Here is a 22,033-nt window from a genome sequence, read left to right as displayed (position 1 = left end):
AACGTTACCAGAGCCCATCCGTCTGGACAGCACCACTTTCCGCCTAAGCGTCAGAATCCTCGTCAAAAGAAAAAAGAAGTCGAGCAAAGCCTAGTTTTCCAAGGGCATCAAAATCTGACGCAACTTGACCCGCCCCCGACTTAACAATTGCTTCACAGATGCGATCGTCACGCCCATCTCCTCAGCGGCTTCTCGGTAGCTCATGCCATTGAGGTCGACAAGCTCGACGGCACTTCGCTGAGTCGTTTTCAGTTGGCTCACCGCATGACGGACCCATTCCTTACGTTCGCGACTCGAAATCCGCTCCAGTGGCTCGTCGTCTCGCGATGTAGCAAGATCAGCAAGCCGAAAAGACTCGGTCGGACTTTGAGAGGGAAGCAGCGGTTCTGGACGCCGACGAAGCGTGCGTTGCGAGTTCAGAACCGTGTTGCGGGTGATGGTGAAAAGCCACGTCGTGAATTTCGCCGATGGCACGAACTGCTTTCTGGCACGATACGCCCTCAGAAACACCTGCTGCACCAAATCCTCTGACTGCCCACTGTTCCACATCATGCTGTTGACCATCTGAACCACACGGTGGCGATGCTTGTCGTACAACTCCACAAACGCATCGTCATCATCCAGGCTCGCCTGCAGCATCAGATCGGTATCAATGTCACTGGAATGCGGGGGGCGAGCAGGTGCGATCATCGTGAGGGCTACCAAGTCGAGTTTTTTGTTCGTGAGTTTGGACAGTCCGAATGTGGTTCTGAGGTGTTGAAACGGGAAACAGGATCACTTTTACACCCCTCAGGTTGATTTCTGCGACAATTCCGACCACCGACGCCCTCACCCCCCTGCAGGGTGGTGCTTGGGAGGGCTCAGGCATCTTCCCTCCGCGATAGGCTGCCTTGGAGATTTGGCCGTCCGGCAGGTGCAAATGAGTCACGGATGGGCGCAGGGAGTGTAAAAGAATGAGTGAGTTGCGTTTTTAGGAATATCAATGTCCCACGATGGCCTCAACGATTCACTCATTCTGCGACTCGGCTGCGGAGACGAGCACGCATTTGTTGAATTGTTCACCCAGAACCGGAGTCGATTAAAGCGTATGATCGAGTTCCGCCTGGACCGGCGGTTGCGGGGGCGAGAGGACGCGTCGGATATCCTGCAGGAGGTTTACATCGATGCCCACCAACGGATTCGCCACTACCTAAAAAGACCCGATCTATCGTTTTACATTTGGCTGCGACAGCTCACGGCCCAGCGTTTGATTGATGTCCACCGCAGACACGTCGCGACCGACATGAGAAGCGTCAACCACGAGGTGGCACTGAACCGATTCGATCCGACGGCGACATCCGCATCAATCGCGTTTCAACTTGCCGCGCGACTGGCCTCGCCGAGTCAACTGGCGATGAAAGCCGAGTTGCACGACCAGATTCAACTGGCCATCGAAGCAATGGACCCTCTGGACCGTGAGATCCTTGCATTAAGACATTTCGAAGAACTACGAAACAACGAAGTCGCTGAAGTATTGGATTTGAAACCAGCCGCAGCAAGTAATCGATACGTGCGGGCACTCGCTCGCCTGGGTGAAATCCTTGACTCCATTCCTGGACTCGCCGATGAAGACTGAATCTGCAGCGTCCAACGAAGGATCCCTACATGATCATCAATGAAGACGACCGCAATCCGGTCGAAGTCCTTGCGGAGGAATTCTTGCAACGCCGCCGGGCCAACGAGAACGTTTCTATCAGCGAATACGAAGAGGTGTATCCCGAATTGTCAGGGGAAGTCCGAAAGATCTTTCGAGCGATGTTGGCGATGGAGCGATTCAAGCAATCCACTGTCGCGCCGTCCGAACCGTCAACGGTCAGTGAAATCGCAGATCTGAAACAGTTGGGCGATTTTCGTATCCTGCGCGAAATCGGTCGTGGTGGCATGGGCATCGTCTACGAAGCCGAGCAGCAATCGCTCCGCCGGCGCGTTGCGGTGAAGGTGTTTCCCAAAAAGATGCTGCAGAGTTCTCGACAGCTGGAACGATTTCATCGAGAAGCCCGCACTGCCGCCCAGCTGCACCACACCAACATCGTGCCCGTGTTCGGTGTAGGACAACACGACGACCTGCATTTTTTTGTCATGCAGCGGATCGACGGCGTACCGCTGGACGTCTACATCACCGGCATGTCGGGGCAACCCGGTTCCAGCGTGTCAGAGAAAACTCCTGCGCCCAATGGACGGATTGCCTCCGCGAGCACTCAGAGCCAAATCAAGCCGGTATCGACCGATGCCGGAGACACACCGGATCCTGGATCCAGCGGTACGTGGCAGCGCCCTGGTGATTCAGCAAGAGCAAAGAAGTCGCGATTCCATCTCAGCGATGCCGTCTCCCCGTCCGACCGGATCGACGGAAATTGGATTGCAGACGTTGGCATTCAGATCGCGCAAGCGGTCGCGTACGCGCACCGACAAAACGTGTTGCACCGTGACATCAAACCTAGCAACCTGATTCTCGATCCACATGGAACGGTCTGGGTCTCCGATTTCGGCTTGGCCACCTCTTTGGAAACTGGCAACGCCGAGATCGCAACGGAACCTGGGCAGCCCCCCTCATCGCAAGCAGAGATCGCGGGGACCCTTCGTTACATGGCTCCCGAATGTTTTGACGGTCGTCACACCGTACACGCTGACATCTATGGATTGGGGCTGACGCTCTATGAATTGCTGACACTGCAGCCGGCATTTTTCGAGCGAAGTCGATTGAGATTGATCGAGAGAATTCAGAAGGCGGATTTTCCTCCACCATCTCAAATCAATCCTGCGACCCCCAAAGACTTGGAAGCGATCATTCTAAAGGCCGTCGCGTTTGATCCGTCACAGCGATACGATTCCATGGACGAATTCGCTCAAGACCTGACGCGTTTCACTCAAGGACGACCGGTACACGCCCGCAGGATCGGCCCGGCAGGACGCTTGTGGCGATGGAGTCGACGAAGTCCGATTGTCGCGGGCCTGACCGCCACACTGGCGCTCGGTGCCATCGTCTCCTTTGCCCTCGTCGGCAAACAATGGCGAAAAGCAATCGCAGAGAATCAACGCGCCGAAGCCAACTTGTCACTGGCGCTGGAGTCGATGGACCAGATCCTCGAACGCTTTGGTTCAGGATGGATGGCTCATCCCTATACGTCCGAAGTCGAAGGCGATGGTGAGACCACCACCTCCGACGTCAACTTTCAGATCGCCGTCTCAGATCACAACGCCGCTGTGCTGCAAAACGCTTTGAAGTTTTACGATCAATTCGCCGCGCAAAACGCCAGCAACATTACGCTGCAGAGAGATACCGCTAAAGTTCACCGGCGAGTGGGGGATATCTACGATCGACTGGGACAACACGAAAAAGCCGAAGATGCGTACCGCCGATCGTTGCAGATTCTCAACGCCGACACTCTGCATCAGACCTCCGGCGATAGTGCTGCGGAGTTGGCACTGGAGAAAGCGGGGACGCTCAACCAAATGGGACTGACTCTGTTCGCAAAGAGTGAATTCGAATCCGCAAAGATAGCCTTTGACGAAGCACAACGTGTTCTGGAGAACTCCTCCAAAGTAGGCGATACACGATTCCAAGCCGAACTGGCCAATACGCATAATCATCTCGGCCCGACACTATGGCTGCTGGGGAAAGGCAGACTCGCATCTCAACATCATCGGCAGGCAGTCGCCATCTTGGAAAAGATCGTCGGGAATGATCCTCAAGATGCCTCGCACCGATTGGCGCTCGCACACGCCTATCGCAACGTCTTCATGCAGGCGACTCCTTGGGAAGACAATCGGGAGGAACTGAACAGGATTCGATCGTCCGGGATCTCTCTGTTGGAATCCTTGGTGACGGATTTTCCAAACGTCCCGGACTACCAATGCGAACTCAGCGAGATTCTGACAGAGACGTATTCACGTCGCTGTGACGTCGAGTCGGAAGAACTTTCGCAACGTCTCAGGAAAGCCGTCTCATTGGCGAGAAAACTGACTCAGAGTCACCCAACCATCCCGCGTTACCGCGCGGCCCTGGGAAAGTCTCTTCAAACACTGGGTGACGTCATGAGCCGAACGGATCGAGTCGCCGCCAATGAATCGCTGTCGCAATCCGTCAGAATCTATCGGTCACTCGTCACCCAATTTTCAGACATCCCCGTCTACCACCTGATGTTCGCCTTTTCGCTCAAAGATCACGGCGAGAACTTGATCGAAATGGAACAGCTCTCCGAAGCCCAAGTGGTGATCCAGGAAGCGATCGAACAACAACGTCGCTACATCGAGTTCCGTCCCAACTCTCCTTTCAGCCGCCGAATGCTGCGAAGGCTCGAATCACTGATGGCCAAAGCTAACGCGCCAACTTAGACGCAACGAAACATTTACTTGCGCACTAGCCCGGATTATTCATCAGCCGGCACGCGATAGCGTCCGGTTCCCGAGTTTAGGCGTGAGAACCGGACGCTATCGCGTGGCGGCTCATATGCCCAGACTGTTTTCGTACCAATACGCGCAAACCGTTTCGTGCAAACGCATTGCGAAGACCGCAGTGAGTCGCGTGAATAATCCGGGCTAGGTAGTGGGATTCGCCAGAATTCCTTTCGCATGGGATTTCTGGCGAAATCCACGACGCTGTTTTTTGAGGAAGCGTTCCTTGGGCGAGGCGACTTCATGCCTCGGAGCCGAACGCGTTGCTGCCTTGCTGGATCGCGAACAGGATGGCTTGATAGAGCTCGGCGGATAGCTCTTCATATTCCCGGTGTTCGGATTCGGGATCAAATCCCAGATCGTTCCACGATCCCATCCCACCAAAAACCCACGCGGCTGATGCGGCTGAAAAAAGTTGCCTGGCATCTCTTGGACAACAGTTCGGGTACACAAAAAATGTTTCGTTGCCGCTATTCTGCTCAGTGGTGCCTTCCAAGACCTTGCGTGCCCTGTCAAAGGTTTCGGCCCAAATAGACAACGCGTGTTTCGTTGCAAACGCGTGAATCCTGTCCAACGCCAGTCTCAACCGAGTCTTGGCCTCCGAAAGTCTCGCCGGCGGTGGAGCGTTGACGAGCTCCGACCTTGCGGAAATCCGATAAGTCACTTCCCAAATGCGTGAACGATCGGCAAAGAAACCTGGCTTCTTCACAACCCATCGTGATGTCCATTGCTCGCTGCGATCTGGAAAGGAAAGCACGATCTGCCAAGTTCCACCGCCGTTGGCAAAAGCGGCGAGCTGATGATCTGGTGCATGATGATCTGGGGCGATGGTTTCATCGCTGCCAACGTAGGCCAGCCGAGCATTCTGGACGCGGTCGTCGATCAACGACGCCAGCCAATGCGACAGGTCCTCTGGTTCACGTGAATCAGGACGATTCACGTCTAACTCGTCGATAAAAACAATCCGGCTACAATAGGAAAAACTCGGCTTTTGCATGAGTTCGCGAGTGTCGTATCGCTGCCCATCCATCGTACCGTGAATCGCTGACACAAGGGCAATCATCTGAGTGAGCGTGCCGTTCATTGAAATCTCAATCCCGTTTGAATTCGCATTGCCTTGTCCGTTTCCGCATAGCCCACATCGACCCTCATCTCTGGCTTTAAGATGATTTCAGGGCCACAGCTCAAGACGAGTTGTTCCAGCGTTTTCCGTTGTAGCATCATTCGGTAGAAAAGTAAGTTTTGATCTCGATCGTACAGGTTTTTTCTAGATGGACATGGATCAATTCAGGCACTTTCAGTGCGTCGCGGAACTGAAGAATTTCACCCGTGCCGCTGAACGCCTGCACCTTTCCCAGCCTGCGCTGAGTCGTTCCATTCAGCGACTGGAGGATGAGTTGGGGCAACCACTGTTCGAACGCAAGCCTCGATCGGTGGACTTGACCGACGCCGGCTTGCTGTTTCAAAAACGCGTCGAACAAATCCTCTTGATCTTTGAGGATGCCAAATCTGAGATCTGCGACGACGGACAGAGCGGCAGAATCAGAATCGGCGCGATCCCCACGGTCGCTCCTTTCTTTCTGCCAGGGCTGCTCCGTCAATTTGCCGATGCCTATCCCAAGGCTTCGGTGATTGTCCAAGAAGACATCACGGATCAACTCTTGCATCGAATCAAGCAGGGAGAACTGGACGTGGCCATCATGGCCTTGCCCGTGCCGGCCCGCTATGTGGAGATCGAAGAGCTGTTTACGGAGGAATTGAGTCTCGTGTTGCCCTTGGATCATCCGCTGGCCAACAAAAAACAGATCCGACTCAGTGACATTGAGCACTACCCGTTCGTTTTGCTAGACGAAGCACACTGTTTGTCGGACAATATCACATCGTTTTGCCGACAAGGATCCGTACATCCCGTCGCAGTGGAACGCACCAGTCAACTCGCAATGGTCCAAGAACTGGTGTCACTCTCGCACGGTGTGTCGATGATCCCTGCGATGGCAAAAAAGCTAGACACCAGCAAACGTCGCGTGTACCGACGACTTCATGGCATCAAGCCGACACGAACGATCGTCGCCGTTTGGAACCCCTATCGATTCCAAAGTCGCCTGCTGACCGCGTTCCGTGAAAACCTGCTCGGATACTCCAAGTGCTAGCGACTGGAGGTCAGCATCAGTCGTCGCGAAGAAACAGTCGGCTGCCCCAATTCCGCGAACACCGCATCATGGCTGTCCGGCGTGACATTGGCATTGGTTGTCGCCGCCGCAACCACCGTTCCCGATCGCGAGGTCATGGGGACAGTGGACGATGCTTGCGTGGTTGCAGATGTGGTTGCAGGCGTTGAATCATTTTCCAACGATGAGACGATGAAGCGACGTTTCGTGATGGGAGCCTCGGACGGCGATGAAACGACACGAACCAAGTAGTCTTCGACTTCGCCAGGGATGTTATCACCTTCGCTGGTGACGGGGTCGATATTGATCAAGCTGCCACCGGGAGAAAGGCCGCCGGTCAAACTGAGTCGAAATCTTGCGTACCTGTTTCCTGCTGTTGCGACAGCCGGCAAATTGATTTCAGTGGTCAGCGTCGTCAGCAGTTGACCACCCGCCGGTGTCAGTCTTTCTCCGGCATCGTCCCAATCGCCATCTCGGTTCAAATCGATCCAGGCATCTAATCGTCCGCCTAGATCCAGGGTGGTTTGCGGTACCGACACGACGGCAACATTACCGATATCGACGGTCAACTCTGGAATCACGACACCGTCTTCATCATCTGCTTCACTGACGTCGTCCCCATCGGCCATCGACGTGGGCAAACCCGTGAAACCGTCATCGTCAACCGCATTGCCTAAATGCAACCCTTCCAAGATCTGATGAAACGCCCCATCATTGCTGATCAGCGTCGGGTAACTCTTTGCAAAGCCTGACTGCGCCGCCGTCGGGGCATCTCCACCGTCAAAGGCCGGGTCTTGTGCCGTGATGGTGATCAAGTGATCCTCGACTTCACCGTCCATCGCAAGACCTCCAGGACTTAAGCCCCCCGCACGACTGACTCGGAATCTGGCGGGCGCTACAAAGTCTTGCAGCACATCAGCCAGCAGCGGTGTCGTGAATGATAAAATATTCAGTCCCGTCGATCCGTCGTAGGACAGCGACTGGCTTGAGAATATCTGCTCCCCAGGATCATCCCAGTCACCGTCCAAGTTGTAGTCGATCCACGCATCGAGAAACCCTTGTCCAAAGGTCGACGGAACCAGAACATCGATCTCGTTGCTTTGTCCTTGAACCGCAGCGGTTCGCAGCACCACCCCGTCTTCGTCGTCAGTCCCGTCGGCATCATCACCATTGGACAGAACCGTTGGCTGGCCATCGCTCTCCGCGTCGGGTTCCGTATCGCTGCCGAGATAGAACCCCGGCTGGATGATGTGGCGAGCACCATCGTCCGCTAACAATGTCGGATAAGTAGGCGTACCTCCATCGATTCGTAAGGCATCACCGAAATCAAATCCCCGGATCGTGACGGTGTGGTCCTCCACCTCGCCATCGATGGCGAAGCCGCTGCCGTCACTTGGTAGTCCGCCCGTCGAACTCAATCGGAATCGCGTCACGAGCGGCTCGTTCAACGTCGCCGACAGCGGGACATTGAACGTCAATGTCTGTGCGCCCGCAGTCAACGCCAAGTCGGTGAAAATCTGCTCGCCGGAATCCCACGCACCATCGCCGTTGAAATCGATCCAAGCGTTGAGTAACGCGTCTCGGTTATCTGGGTCATCATTCGCCAAGGTCACCGTGACTTCGCTGGTGAATCCGGCAAGGATTTGATTGGCAAACACCACTCCGTCTTCGTCGTCGACACCAGCGTTATCGTCGCCATCCGCAGCGGCGGTCGGCTGCCCATCAGGTTCCGCATCAATCAACGCACCGAGATGAAAACCCGGCACGATCGCATGACGTGCACCATCACTGGCGAGCAACGTTGGGAAGGACGGACTAGGTGCATCACCGAAATCCAGATTGCCCGCGTTGCCGAAATTCAAATCGGGCACACCATCGGTGTCGCGGTCCAAGACCATCTCCACCTTCGCCGCACCGCTGCCCAACATCGCTTGCCCGACGCCGGAAACCCACTCCATTCGACTAGAAACGGAGACATCGACCACGGGATTCGGCGTCGTCAAAGAGCTGCCCGCGGGAACCACTTCCGTCAAGGTGTACGTGCCAGGGGCCAAATCGGTGAAACCGTACAGGCCTCTCTCTGTCAGTGAGTCGATCGAACCATCGCCGTTCAGGTCCATGCTGGTGGTGACAAATGACCGGCTCCCAATCGCAACGCCCTTGCCATCTATCCCCGACAGCGTGATTGTCACGCCGTCGAGTCCCGTCTCGCCAGGATCTTGGACACCGTTGCCGTTGATGTCGTTGTAGACTTGACCGTGCAGCGAGCCGAGCACGTAATTGCCGATGGCCAAGTCTGCTAGGACAGTTTCTTGCTGCCCGCCGATCGATTGCCCTGAAATCGCAACCACGGCCGCACCAAGGGGCAGCGAGATGTCGCCAGCCGACGCCGTCGATTGCCGCCAGCTTCGGTCGACTTGAGTCGCCGTCAGAACCTCTCGCACCCGATAGATTCCTTCGCTCAGCCCGTCAAACCAATAAAGCCCTCGCTCGGTCACTGGATCGATCGTCGAGTCGCCATTGAGATCACGATCGGCGGTGACCGTTCGACGCGCATTGCCATTGCTGTCGGTGGCAATGACGAAGACGCCATTGGTTTCCACCAGCAGTTCGACCACAAAACCGTTCAACCGAGGCTCGCCAAGGTCTTCGATCCCATCGCCGTCCAAGTCCTCGAACTTGTGCCCGACGATGGAACTCTTGAGTGCATTTCCAAACGCGAGATCCGCTACCCCGTCGTTGTCGCGATCAAGAACCTGCTCTTGCTTTGCAGAATTCGCCGCCAACATCGCTTGACCTGCAGCGGCTACGAACTCGACACCGCTGGTCAGCACAATCCCGCCAACGGAACTCCCCGTCGTGGCCACACTGTTGTTGGGAACGGTTTCCGTGACGGTGTACGTCCCCGGGTCCAAATCGGCAAACCAGAACAAACCCCGCTCGGTCAACGGATCGATCGAACCGTCGCCGTCCAAGTCCATGTCCATCGACACTGTGGTGCGAACAGGCAAGATCGCGTTGCCCTGTGAATCGATCCCCGAAAGCGAAAAACTGACTCCGTTCACGCCCGGCTCATCGATGTCCTTGATCCCGTTGGCGTTGATGTCGTTGAATTTCTGACCGTGAATCGAACCGCGGAGGTAGTTGCCAAACGCAAGATCCGAAACACCATCCAAATCGGCGTCCAAGATCGATTCGCGTTTTAGCGAGTCCGCAGGCAAGGCGGCTTGGTTGGCCACTGCAACCCATTCTTGCCTGCTGCTGACGACGATACCCGTCACGTTCACGGGCGTCGAAGCGAGGTTCATGGACGGCAGGATCTCGGTGACCGAATACACGCCGGGGATCAAGTCGGTGAAGTCAACGTTTCCCGATGCGTCCGTGGTTGCCGTGATCGTTGGTAATGTGTTTCCCAAACCATCGACGCCCATCAACGAAATCGTGATCCCTGCCCAACCTGGCTCGTTGCTCGTGTGGACCCCATCCGCGTTCAAGTCGTTGAACTTGAACACATGGATCGACCCGGTCACGTAGTTGCCGAAGTCGACGTCGGTCAGCGAGTCACCCGAGCGCACTGCCAACGAGAATCCATCAGACGCGTGACCGACGGTATTGCCACCCACGTCCGTGGTCGGTGTTGATTGCCGCCAACCACTCCGCTGTTCTTCGACGATCAAATAATCGCCCGGCACCAAGTCGAAACGATACTCGCCGTTGGAATCGGTCGTCACGGTCGTGACGAGTGTGTCGCCTGGGTCCAACGCTCCGACTGTCGTTCCGTTGTCCTGGTAGGCATGGATTTGCCAACCTGGCAAAGCCGAATCGCCTGCGTTAAGGTCAAACAATCCGTTCGCATCGGCGTCTTCGAACTTTCGGCCCGAAACGTCGATGGTTTCAAAATTGCCGAAGTCGAACCCTTGCGTGGCTTGGTCACATTCGATCACGACCGCGTAGCCCAACTCTCCGACCGCCGTCGATCCCGAAACAACGTTGTCGAGAACCACTTGCCCCGGCAAAGACTGCTGCCAACCATTGAGTAAACCTTCGACGACAATGTACTCACCTGCGGGAACATCGATGCGATAGAAACCCACTGCGTCTGGATTTCCGTCAGCATCTTTATCGGTGAGACCATTGCTGGTGAAGTCGGAAACGGCCGGTCCAGCATCGAACTCCGATTGGTCCAGTTTTCCGTCACCGTTTGCATCGCGATAAGCACGAATCTCCCATCCGGATAGCCCCGGTTCAGCGGTGTCGCGCACGCCGTTGCCGTTGATGTCCTCGAACACAACTCCGTCAACGAATCCATCATGCGGTTCGTTCGTGACCAGAATGTCATCGATGTACCAACCCTCTGGATCTATCGGTTCGGCGTCTCCGGTGTCAAACAGAAACTCAACTTGAATCGTCTTGCCTTCCCACTGGCTGATATCAGCGGTCGCTTGGTGCCAACGGTAGTCACCTTCGATTATCTCGCCTCCCGCTCGAGACATTATCAAGGTCTTGGTGCCGCTTGAGACATCAATGATTCGGACCTCGGCAAAGTCCTGATCCAGCGGATCTCTTGTGTCGAGCAGATAGCTAAAACTAAGCGTGTTGACGCCACAACCAAGTTCAATTTCAGGCGATGTCAGCGTACCTTGATGATCCGTAAAAACCGGATATCGTCCGCCGCCCAATACCGTTTCAAACTGTCCATAGTAAAACGCGTGGGTGGGAGAGTGTCCGGGCAAGCCATCACGACTGCGACCGATCGAATGATGCCACTGCCCCAAAATGGAACCACCGGTGTTGTCCACGGTGAATCCGCCGTCGCCCGATTCAAAGTCTTCCATGAAGACGACATCGCCGGCCAACATCATGCGGGATTCGAATCGCTGCAAACGCAGTGTCCGAGTCAATCGCTGGCGCTTCGCGCGGCTGGACGGCCTGCGAGTCTTTGATCGCGACAGGGAACGATTCGGCAACCAGGATTTCATGAAACGCTCAGATCCGACAGACACATTCGCTAATGCGTCCTGCAATCAATTACGCGTCCCAGCTCGAAAAACAACCACCCGTTTGGACTTCAAGAATCCACACAATGAGCGCTCGCCGCTTCAACCGACGATTCGCTGCAACCTCTACAGCATAAACAGCGGCAATCAATACTCGTACGGTCCGCTTGCAAAGAAAAATCGAATAGTGCAACCATTGCAAGCTTTGATGCTTGCAGAATCATCTGGGGGCTCTGCGTAACGCACGTCACCAAGTCCGGCTGGGCAGGAAGTACTGGATGTATCGAGTGCTCAAAATGATTGTTTCTATTTTACCCCTCCGGAGAATTGACGCGCCACAAAGGTGCAACTACAAGGGAATGGAAATGGTACGACTGATACGAGCGAACAAATCGGTACAAACGTTTTGATGTTGGTGCTTACAGTTGCTCGTTGGCGTGCCCGAGACTTACCGTTAGGGATGGCGATCCAATCACTCAATCTAGGTTGATGCAAAAAATGTCTGCGCTATTCCCCAATCGTAAGAAACGCCGAACGTCGCGACGTCGATCGCTGCGAATCGACACGCTGGAAAGTCGACAAATGTTGGCGGGTGACGTCCTGGCGACCTATGCCGCCGGCGCTCTGACTATCACTGGTGACGGAGAAGGAAACGGGGTCGAGTTGGTCCCCGGCGATAACCCCGGCGAATATCGTGTGATCGGTACCGTCGTCAACGGTCTGCCGACCATCGTCAACGGTGATACGTTCATCAATGATCCAGTGACCTCTGTAACCGTTGATCTCGCAACCGGCAGCGACACGTTCGTGATCCGAGGCGCAGACGCGACGAACAAACTGGCTGTGACCGGCCCCGTCACGATCACGGACCCGACCGGGCAGAATACGTTCAGCTTGATCAACACGCGTGTCTCGGGCGCGTTGTCCGTGATCGGCGGTATCGACGAAGACAACTTGACGATTGATGCATCAACAATCATCGGTGACACTTCGTTCGTCGGTGGTGAAGGCAACAACACCCTGATGGTTGTCAACAACAGCATCCTCGACGGTAATCTCGACGTGATCAACGGAGCATCCGCTGATAGCGTGTTCGTATTCGCCGCAGAGATCGATGGTGACGTCACGATCGACAATGGAGCCGGTGACGACAAAGTCGTGTTCGGTATGAACACACAGCCGATCATCGGTGGCAGCATCGATATCTCGCAAGGTGATGGAAATGACCGCGTCAGTCTGCATGAAACTGATGTTAAAGAAACAGTAACGATCGACAACGGCGACGGGCACAACAACGTTTCCATCGAAATGAGCGACATCGGTGTTTCGATTGCCGGAACCGTATTGGAAATCACCAACGGTGTCGGTCTTGATACTCTGTCGATCACGGATTCATTGATTACCGACGATGTGATCATCAACAACGGAACGGGAACCTTCGGCAGCGACACTTCGATCGTGACCGGTGACATCCGAGGTTCGTTGACACTCTCCAGCGACGAAGGCGTCGATAACGTCAACATCACCGACACCTCTATCATCAACTTGGTCGATTTCGACCTCGGCGATGGCGAAAGCTTCGTCGCATTCCTGCGATCAGACCTCGGTGACGATCTGGAAATCGACGGCGGTGACCACCGCGACGAAGTACTCTTTGAGGAAACCACGGTCGAAGACGACGTGACCATCAACCTGTTGGGCGGCAAAGATACCTTGAGTGTGATCGCAGGATCGCGTCTCAAGGGCATCAGCACGTTGGCTGCAGGAGACCATCCCGATGACACCTTCATCCGGGAACTCACCCCAGGCCTCGTCGATATCGCCTTCATGGCTCTGGAAACCTTTGAGATCGATGAGTTCATCTTGAACTGATCACCGACGCGGTTCACCGACGACGGGATGCAAGACGTCCCTCGTCAAGATCAACGACTCAGGCGTTGCCGTCTAATGATGGCGACGCCTTTTTTTGTTTCGGATCCGGCGAGCGATTTCGCCGAGAACAATCCATCGAGGTAACCGTTACGCCGCACGGCACACAACGTATGGCTTGTGTTTGGGCGGATGGTGGTGTTCGTTTTCGACTTGGAAAGTCGAACGACAATTGTCGCTCGACTTTCCAAGTCGATAGCGTGCCCCGCCCAGCGTTTTGCCATTCCTAATAACGCCGAAACAGGGAGTCAATTTTGCAGTAGCCCAGCCTCACCCTGCGGGCCTGGCCGGATGGTGTGGCGATTACGCCTGCGGCTTGTCGTTAAACGATGACCGGCACTATTCGAGCCGATCAGCCGTCTCGATCAAACCTGCACAACCCTCAAAAGCCGAATGGGAGCTATTTGAGGCCCCGATTTCCTGGAACTTCACTCCCAATGAGGGATCAAAGTTAGTCTTCGTCCAAAACGGCAATGATCATTGAAAACCCGTCCAGATCGACATTTTCTGTTGCTCGACGCAGATCCATTATCACCATGCCGTCCTCAGCATGGTCAACGCAGGCATCGTTAACGCAGGCAAGGCAAAGCTTTCATGTGGAAACACATCAAACGTCCATCGCGAAAACAGAACTCTCGATCGACCGATCGTCACAGCGGAACGCTTCGTCGCCGCAATAGTGTTCGTCGACGGGTTTTCGGTGAGCTGCTGGAGGACCGTCGCCTGCTCGCCTGTGACGCGAATGTCTGCGTGGAGGTGAAGTTTGCGGAGTCCAGCACGCCGTCGGCACAAGTTTCCACGCTGACGTTGAACCGAGACTACGAAGCACAGGTTTTTATTCAAGACAATCGGCAAAACTCCCCGTCGGGAGTCTTTCAAGCTTACTTTGACGTCGTCTACGACACCCAACTGATCAGTCTGACACAGAGTGGCGTGACTCACGGCGCACAGTTCCCCATTCGCCAACTTGGCGACACATCTGTCGATGGCCGAATCGATGCTGCTGGTGGCGGCAGTGCGGGACTACCCAATCCTGCCGATGGCTCCTTTCTGCTGTTCAGCTTTCCGTTTCGTGCCGATGCAGTGGGAACGTTGAACTTGGGGCTGTCTCAGGATGCTTCCAGCACCAACCGTGTGGAATACTTCATCCCCAGTGGCGCGGTTCCAGCCAGTGACATCGCCTTTGATGGCACGTCCATCATGATTGCGGCGCCGGCCAGCCCAACCGTTTCGATCGTGAACACAACCAATGCCAATGAATCCGGAACCGCTGGCGTCTTCACTGTTCGTCAATCCGTCAGCACAACGACCCCCACAGTCGTCAGCTACACTCTGGGTGGGCAAGCAGCCAGTGGCACGGACTTCAACGCCCTCAGTGGAACGGTCACCATTCCGGCCAATAGCACTTCCGCAACCATCAATGTGATCCCGATCAATGATCAGTTGGTCGAAGAAACCGAGTCCATCATCATCACATTGGGTTCGATCACCAGCAGTGCCGCGGGTGTTAGCATCGACAGCAGCAGCAACGTCGCCTCGATCGACTTGCTCGACAACGATAGCGCGACGGTCGGCATCGCGAAATCACGTGATGGGAATGAAGCCGGTTTAGTGTCCGGCCAGTTCATGGTCACTCAAACCGCAATCAGCTCGACCGATACTGTCATCAGCTACAGCGTTTCAGGCGGGACAGCCACCCAAGGTACCGACTTCGCGGCGTTGTCCGGCACAGTCACGATTCCGGCGGGTTCCGCCATGACTTTGCTGAATGTACCCGTGTTGCAGGACAATCACATCGAAGGTTCAGAGTCGCTCACCGTGCGACTTGATTCCATCAGCAGCGGCGACGCGAACATTTTTGTCGGTAGCAATAACCAAGCCACGCTCAATGTCATCGATGACGACACGGCAATCCTGCGTGTCGACGCGGGCAACAGCGGCAACGAAGCAGGCACGGTCAGCGGCGCATTCAATCTCGTTCAGACAAAGACCAGCGATGTGGATACGGTGGTCTCCTACACCATCGCTGGCACGGCAATTTCGGGACAGGATTTCACGCCGCGAAGCGGAACGGCAACGATCCCTGCCGGCTCGACCACCGCCAGTGTGGTGATTCCCGTGCTGGATGATGCCATCGTCGAATCAACCGAGACAGTGACGCTGACGATCAACTCGATCACCAGCAACAGCCCCGGTGTCAGTATCTCCACGACACAAAACTCAGCGTCCATCAACATCACGGACAACGATAACGCGACACTCAGCATCTCGCCGGTCCGAGACGGCGCCGAAGCCGGCCCGGTCAGTGGTCAGTTCATGGTGACGCAATCTGCCGTCAGCTCAACCAACACGTCTGTCACATTCACGCTGGCGGGCACGGCAACCGTCGGCTCCGACTACGCTTCACCAAGTTTGACTGCCACGATCCCGGCGGGCCAAACCAGTGCCCTGATCAACTTGTCGGTTTTGGATGACTCGATCGTCGAAGGAAACGAGACGGTCATCGTCACGCTGCAGTCAATATCTGGCGGTGACAGCGAAATCAGCATCAGCCCAACTGCCAACCAAGCAACCATCGCCATCACGGACAACGAAACTCCACTTGTCTCCATCGCTGCAACCCGCTCCGGACAAGAACAGAACACGGTCGCGGGACAATTAACGCTGTCGCAGTCGATCGCGACGGCGACGCAGACGCAAGTCGCCTACACGGTCACGGGGACTGCCGCGGCTGGACAGGATTTCTCAACGCTCAGCGGCGTGGCGACGATCCCCGCCGGTCAAACATCAACAATCATCCAAGTTCCCGTGTTGAACGACAGCCTGGTCGAGGGAAGCGAAACCGTGATCGTGACCCTTTCGAACATCCAAGGTACTTCGACCCTGATGATCGACAACGCAAACCGTGTCGCCACAATCAGCATCGAGGACAACGATACCGCGACCGCGACGATCTCGGGCTCACAGAACGTTACCGAAGCAGATTCAAACGCGATCCCGTTGACCGTGACCCTGAGCAAAGCCAGCTCGACAGCAACCACACTCAGCTACGTGGTGTCGGGCACCGCAACAGGGAACTCTGATTTCGACACACTCAGCGGCAGCGTCACCGTGCCTGCGAATCAATCCACTGCCACCATCAACGTGATGCTGCGGGAGGACAACTTGGTGGAATCCTCCGAGTCGATCATCGTCACGCTCAATCAAGTCACCGCAGGAAACACCGGACTGATCACCATCGGCTCGAGCAACCAAGCGGCGACCCTCAACATTGCCGACAATGATTCTGCAACGATCACGATAGCCGCCGATGCAAATGGCAGCGAGCAAGGCCCCACCCCGGGTCGCTTTCTCGTCACCCAGAGTGCGACCAGTTCCGCACCGACCGTCGTCAACTACACCGTCGGCGGTACAGCAACGTCGAGCCAAGACTTCACACCGCTCAGCGGCAGCGTCACGATCCCGGCCGGATCTACCTCCGCCGCCATCAGCGTCCCCGTGCTGGATGACTCCGACGCCGAAGGCTCCGAGTCCGTCATTGTCACGCTGACATCCATCAGCAACGGCAATCCAGGAATCTCGCTTGGAGGAACCAACGCAGCAACCGTGCTGATCAGTGACAATGAATCGCCTCAAGTCGGTGTGAGCGGTACAACAAACGGATCGGAGTCCAACCAAACCGCAGGTGTCTTTACCCTGACGCAGACCGTTGCGACCGACGTCGATACGGTCGTCAGCTACACCATCTCGGGAACTGCATCCTCAGGTGCAGATTTCACTGCATTGAGCGGGACGGCCGTGATTCCCATGAACGCAACGAGTACAACGATCAGCGCTGCTGTCCTGGACGACTTGATCGTGGAGGGATCGGAGTCCCTGACGTTGACGATCACATCGCTCGCGGGTGACTCTGCACTGGTCATCGACTCTGCCAATCAATCCGCCAGCATTTCCATCGACGACGATGACACCGCAACGGCTCGTGTCGCGGCGACACAGAACGGCGCTGAAAACAACAATGTCAACGGTTCTTTTACGATCACACTCAGTTCACCGAGCGCACAAGCGACAACGATCGCGTACACCGTTTCGGGTAGTGCCAACGCGGGAGTCGATTACGATTCGCTTTCAGGCGTCATCACTTTGCCCGCAGGTGCAACGACCGGCGTCATTTCTGTGATCGTGAATGACGACGCGGTTGTCGAGGCAACAGAAAACGTTCGAGTGACGTTGAATAGTGTGACCAGTGGATTGACCGACCGCATCACGATCAATCCAGCAGGCACTACAGCCGCTATTCAGATACTGGACAACGATTCGGCGACCATTTCGATCGCCGCTGGTCGCAATGGGGGAGAAGCCAACACGCAAAGTGGTCGGTTTGATGTAACACAATCTGCAGTGAGCGCCACCGACACGATCATTCAGTACTCGGTCAGCGGCACTGCCACTTCGGGCGTTGATTTCAGCGCTCTCAGTGGCAGCGTCACCATCCCGGCCGGTCAAACCACGGCGTCCATCGATGTTTCCGTACTCGATGATGCGATCGCGGAAGGAGCAGAGTCGGTGATTGTGTCTCTGACTGCCATCACCGCTGGTGACAGTGACGTGACGCTGAGTGCATCCTCCTCTGCAACCGTTTTGATCTCGGATGATGACATTCCACAGGTTTCGGTGTCCGCAACCAGAAATGCTCCAGAGTCTGGAAGTGTCACGGGATTGTTTACGGTTTCGCAGTCGGTTGTCACAACCACTCCGACGACCGTCCAGTACAACGTCACCGGTACGGCTTCGCTGGACACCGATTACATCGGACTCAGCGGCACCGCCGTCATCCCGGCGGGACAGTTGTCGGTCGATGTCAGTGTTACCGCGATCAACGATTCGATGATCGAAGGCGACGAGACGATCACGTTGCAAATCACAGGCGTTTCAGGTGACGCTCAATTGGAGATCGATGCCGCCCAACAGACCGCCACGATCGACTTGACCGACGACGAAAGCGGCCTGATCAGCATTGCCGCTACAAGCAACGCTGCCGAAGCCGGCGAGATTCCAGGACTATTCACGGTCACACAAGACGGCGTGTCCGACAGCGACACCACCGTGACATTGACCATCAGCGGAACGGCAACGGAGTCGGAAGACTTCACTGCTGTCAGTCGAACCGTATTGATTCCGGCTGGCCAAACCACTGCGACCATCGAGATCCCTGTCATCGATGATGCCACCGTCGAATCGACAGAAAGTGTTTCCGTTCAATTGGTCGCAGTGACAAGCTCGAACGACGCTTTGGCTTTGGATACGTCCGCCGACAACGCCTCAATCGACATCGTCGATAACGACACCGCATTGATTCAAGTCTCGCTCGATAACAACGGAGCTGAAGACTCCAACTCGTCCGGCCAATTCACGATCACGCAATCAGCGGTCAGTTCCAGCGACACCTTGATCGGGTACACCATTGGCGGGACTGCAACCAGTGGCGATGACTACACTGCTCTATCGGGGACGGTCACGATCCCATCCGGCTCGACTTCAGTGACCATTCCAGTGCCGGTTGTCGACGATGGAATCGTGGAAGCAGACGAAACCGTCCTGATCACACTTGATCAAGTCGTGCAGTCCAACGGCGGAATCACCATTGATCCCCAAGAGGACTCGTTGACCTTGTTGATTGTCGACAATGATTCGGCGACTGTCAGCATTGAGCTGGAAAGCGACGGCAGCGAATCGGGGGCTTCGCCAGCCTCCTTCACGGTGACTCAGAGTGCCGTCAGTTCCGTCGATACGGTCATCCAATTGGCGGTCAGTGGAACCGCGACGTCGGGCGATGATTTCCAAATCACAAGTCAATCGGTCACGATCCCCGCAGGTCAAACTTCAGCCAGCATTGTTGTTTCCATTTTGGATGACGAACTGTTGGAGTCGGCGGAAACCATCATCGTCACGCTTGATTCGATCACCGCCTCTGATCCTGACGTTTCGCTCGACGCGACGATGTCATCAGCCACTGCAACGATCGTTGACGACGAATCCGGCCTGATTTCTGTCGCGGTCACCAGCAATGCGGATGAGAGCGGACTAGTCAACGGAGTGTTTACTGTCACACAGGACGGTGTTTCAGCGGTCGATACGGTGTTGAATTACACGATCGGCGGTACGGCGTCTCAAGACATCGATTTTACCGCACTTTCCGGGACGGTGACCATTCCCGCGGGTCAGACATCGGCGACCGTCACAGTCCCCGTGATCCAGGATGATTTGATCGAAGGACAAGAAACCGTTTTATTGACGCTGACACAAACGGTCAGCGGCGACGACCGTGCCCAGATCGACACGTCTGCGTCTGCTGCAGAAATGATCCTCGCGGACGATGACACCGGCGTGATTCGCATTGTCTCCGCGGGCAATGCGAGTGAAGCAAACACGACCGCAGGTACTTGGACGGTTTCACAGAGCGGTGTTTCCACGACCGATACGGTCGTCTCGTACACGGTCGCGGGAACAGCCACGTCGCAATCCGATTTCAACGCCCTGCCCGGCAGCGTGACCATTCCCGCCGGTCAGACGTCCGCGACCATCACGTTGCAACCTCTGGATGACGCCGTGGTCGAACCGACTGAAACCGTCGTGCTGACACTCGATTCGATCAGTAGCGGGAGTCCACTGTTGAGTTTGTCGACGACCGAGAATCAAGCCTCGGTGAACATCACCGACAACGACAACGCGACGGTATCGATCTCGCGTTTGAGTGACGGTTTGGAAAACGGAGCGGTTGCTGCAACCGCCAGGATCACCCTCTCTTCGGCCAGTTCGACAGACACGACCGTGGCGATCTCCCTCGGAGGAACGGCAGGAACGCAGGACTTTGCCTCGATCGCAAACACAGTGACAATCCCTGCAGGACAAACCAGCGTTGATCTTTCGTTGGCGACCGTTGACGATACGAGCGTGGAAGGCATCGAGACCGTCACGGTTTCGCTTGAGTCTATTTCAAGCGGGAACGACGCGATCGAGATCGATACGGCAAATCGTTCCGCATCGATGTCCATTGCCGACAATGATCTGGCAACCGTGGAGTTTGTCGCAAGCAGCAGTAACGTCTTGGAACTTGCTGGTTCACACTCGATCTTGGTGAGATTGAATGTTCCTGGCGGCGGCAGCTTGGCAAGTCCATTGACGGCCAATGTCGCTGTCACCGGAGGATCAGCGACCACACCGGGCGACTTCACGCTGCAGACCACCAGCGTGACCTTTGCCGCCGGCAGCACGAATGGCGCAACGCAGACGGTCTCGATCAACTTGGTACAGGATCAGGTCATCGAAGACGCGGAGACGATCGCGTTGGGACTGTCGCTTGCAAATGCCAACTCCAGCATCTCTCTCGGCGGCGCATCCACGCACACCGTCAGCTTGACCGACGACCCCATGGACGCAGAGATATCCGGTCGTGTCTGGATCGATGCAAACAACGACGGAATTGAACAAGTCGGTGAAATGACGGTTCCAGGAGTCGTCATCCAACTGGTCGGCGCCACCATGTTGGGCGAAGACGTCAACCTGGAGACGACCACCGATGCATCGGGAATCTATCGCTTCGTCGGTTTGTCCGCTGGCGAGTACTCGATCACAGAGATTCACCCTGGCAATTACCTCGACGGATCAGAATCCATTGGGACGATCGGCGGTGTTTCATCCGGAACCGTTTCCAGCGATCGCTTCACCGGTATTCAGTTGCAGCCATCTCAGATCGGCACGAATTACTCTTTCGGTGAGATCGGATTGGCGGCAGCGCAAGTCAATCGGTTCCGGGTCTTGGCACGCCCTCGAGGCGGTCAGACCTTCGGGCTGCCGATCACCAGCGACAACTTGACCACCACCCCGACCCCCGTGGTCAGCGCGTCGTCCAGCTCCACTGTCAGCGCCGCATCGAGCACCAATGCGACGCCCACTCAATCCCCGACTGACCCTTCCGCGGCCAATCCAATCTCGAACTTTGTCGCCAGCACTGCCGCAGCGACAGCGGCTCAGTCGGCAAACGTGCAATACGTCAACCCACCAAGCAGCACACCGAGTTCGTCGCAACCGTTGGTCCGTCTCTCTGGGACTCGTCTGATCATCACCGGGAGCGACCAGCCCAACCACATCGAAATCCACCCAGCCGACGTGGCGTTTCACCAGTGGTCGCATCGCATCGTAGTGAACGGCGAAACACGATTCTACGACGCTGACATGGTGGACGAAGTCGTCTTGATATCGGGTTCGGACGCAGACTCCGTGGTCATTGCCGATACGACGGGGAACGATGTCTTGACCGTGAAGCGAGACGAAGTCGACTTCTCATCCGATTCGCTGCAAGTTCAAGCGATTGCGTATGACTTCGTGCGGGCCATTTCGAGCTCGGGAGGCACGGATCGAATTCTCCGAGACGACGAGCTAGACGCATTGGATTATGTGCTTTCGACAGACGGCAATTGGGTTCTGTAAGATCGTTTGCCCAGC

The 22,033-nt window shown here is 55.8% G+C and carries 9 protein-coding genes; 5 read left to right on the top strand and 4 right to left on the bottom strand.

Features of this window, described 5'->3' with window-relative positions; all coding sequences use genetic code 11:
• Window positions 1–90: 90 nt before the first annotated feature.
• The gene (locus Pla52nx_RS20705; RefSeq protein WP_146520864.1) at window positions 91–690 is read right to left on the bottom strand and encodes an RNA polymerase sigma factor; all 600 of its coding nucleotides are present in this window, start codon (window positions 688–690) and stop codon (window positions 91–93) included.
• 292 nt (window positions 691–982) lie between these two features.
• On the opposite strand from Pla52nx_RS20705, the gene Pla52nx_RS20700 reads away from it, so the two are divergent.
• Both Pla52nx_RS20700 and Pla52nx_RS20695 read left to right on the top strand, forming a co-directional pair.
• Window positions 983–1,615, top strand: coding sequence for a sigma-70 family RNA polymerase sigma factor (locus Pla52nx_RS20700; RefSeq protein WP_146520865.1), 633 nt, complete (start codon window positions 983–985; stop codon window positions 1,613–1,615).
• A gap of 29 nt (window positions 1,616–1,644) precedes the next feature.
• Window positions 1,645–4,374 (top strand): serine/threonine-protein kinase, encoded by a 2,730-nt coding sequence (locus Pla52nx_RS20695; RefSeq protein WP_146520866.1) that lies wholly within the window; start codon window positions 1,645–1,647, stop codon window positions 4,372–4,374.
• A gap of 301 nt (window positions 4,375–4,675) precedes the next feature.
• Here the strand turns inward: Pla52nx_RS20695 and Pla52nx_RS20690 are convergent, their stop codons facing one another.
• Both Pla52nx_RS20690 and Pla52nx_RS20685 read right to left on the bottom strand, forming a co-directional pair.
• Window positions 4,676–5,518 (bottom strand): hypothetical protein, encoded by an 843-nt coding sequence (locus tag Pla52nx_RS20690; protein WP_197454703.1) that lies wholly within the window; start codon window positions 5,516–5,518, stop codon window positions 4,676–4,678.
• Window positions 5,515–5,658 carry a hypothetical protein gene (locus tag Pla52nx_RS20685; RefSeq protein WP_342190211.1) on the bottom strand — a complete coding sequence of 48 codons (144 nt, stop codon included), beginning with the start codon at window positions 5,656–5,658 and terminating at the stop codon, window positions 5,515–5,517. Before Pla52nx_RS20685 ends, Pla52nx_RS20690 begins: the two co-directional genes overlap by 4 nt.
• 47 nt (window positions 5,659–5,705) lie before the next feature.
• On the opposite strand from Pla52nx_RS20685, the gene Pla52nx_RS20680 reads away from it, so the two are divergent.
• The gene (locus Pla52nx_RS20680) at window positions 5,706–6,584 is read left to right on the top strand and encodes a LysR family transcriptional regulator (RefSeq protein ID WP_146520867.1); all 879 of its coding nucleotides are present in this window, start codon (window positions 5,706–5,708) and stop codon (window positions 6,582–6,584) included.
• On the opposite strand, the gene Pla52nx_RS20675 is transcribed toward Pla52nx_RS20680, so the two are convergent.
• Window positions 6,581–11,581 (bottom strand): SdrD B-like domain-containing protein, encoded by a 5,001-nt coding sequence (locus tag Pla52nx_RS20675; RefSeq protein WP_146520868.1) that lies wholly within the window; start codon window positions 11,579–11,581, stop codon window positions 6,581–6,583. The genes Pla52nx_RS20680 and Pla52nx_RS20675 overlap by 4 nt on opposite strands.
• 516 nt (window positions 11,582–12,097) lie before the next feature.
• On the opposite strand from Pla52nx_RS20675, the gene Pla52nx_RS20670 reads away from it, so the two are divergent.
• Complete coding sequence (locus Pla52nx_RS20670; RefSeq protein ID WP_146520869.1) at window positions 12,098–13,471, top strand: hypothetical protein; 1,374 nt, start codon at window positions 12,098–12,100, stop codon at window positions 13,469–13,471.
• A gap of 651 nt (window positions 13,472–14,122) precedes the next feature.
• Entirely contained in the window at window positions 14,123–22,018 is a 7,896-nt protein-coding gene (locus tag Pla52nx_RS20665) for a Calx-beta domain-containing protein (RefSeq protein ID WP_146520870.1), read from the top strand.
• The last annotated feature ends 15 nt before the right edge of the window (window positions 22,019–22,033 follow it).

Origin of the sequence: Stieleria varia (assembly GCF_038443385.1) — a bacterium.
Taxonomy (GTDB): Bacteria; Planctomycetota; Planctomycetia; order Pirellulales; family Pirellulaceae; genus Stieleria; species Stieleria varia.
This window is presented reverse-complemented; position numbering and strand designations above follow the sequence as displayed.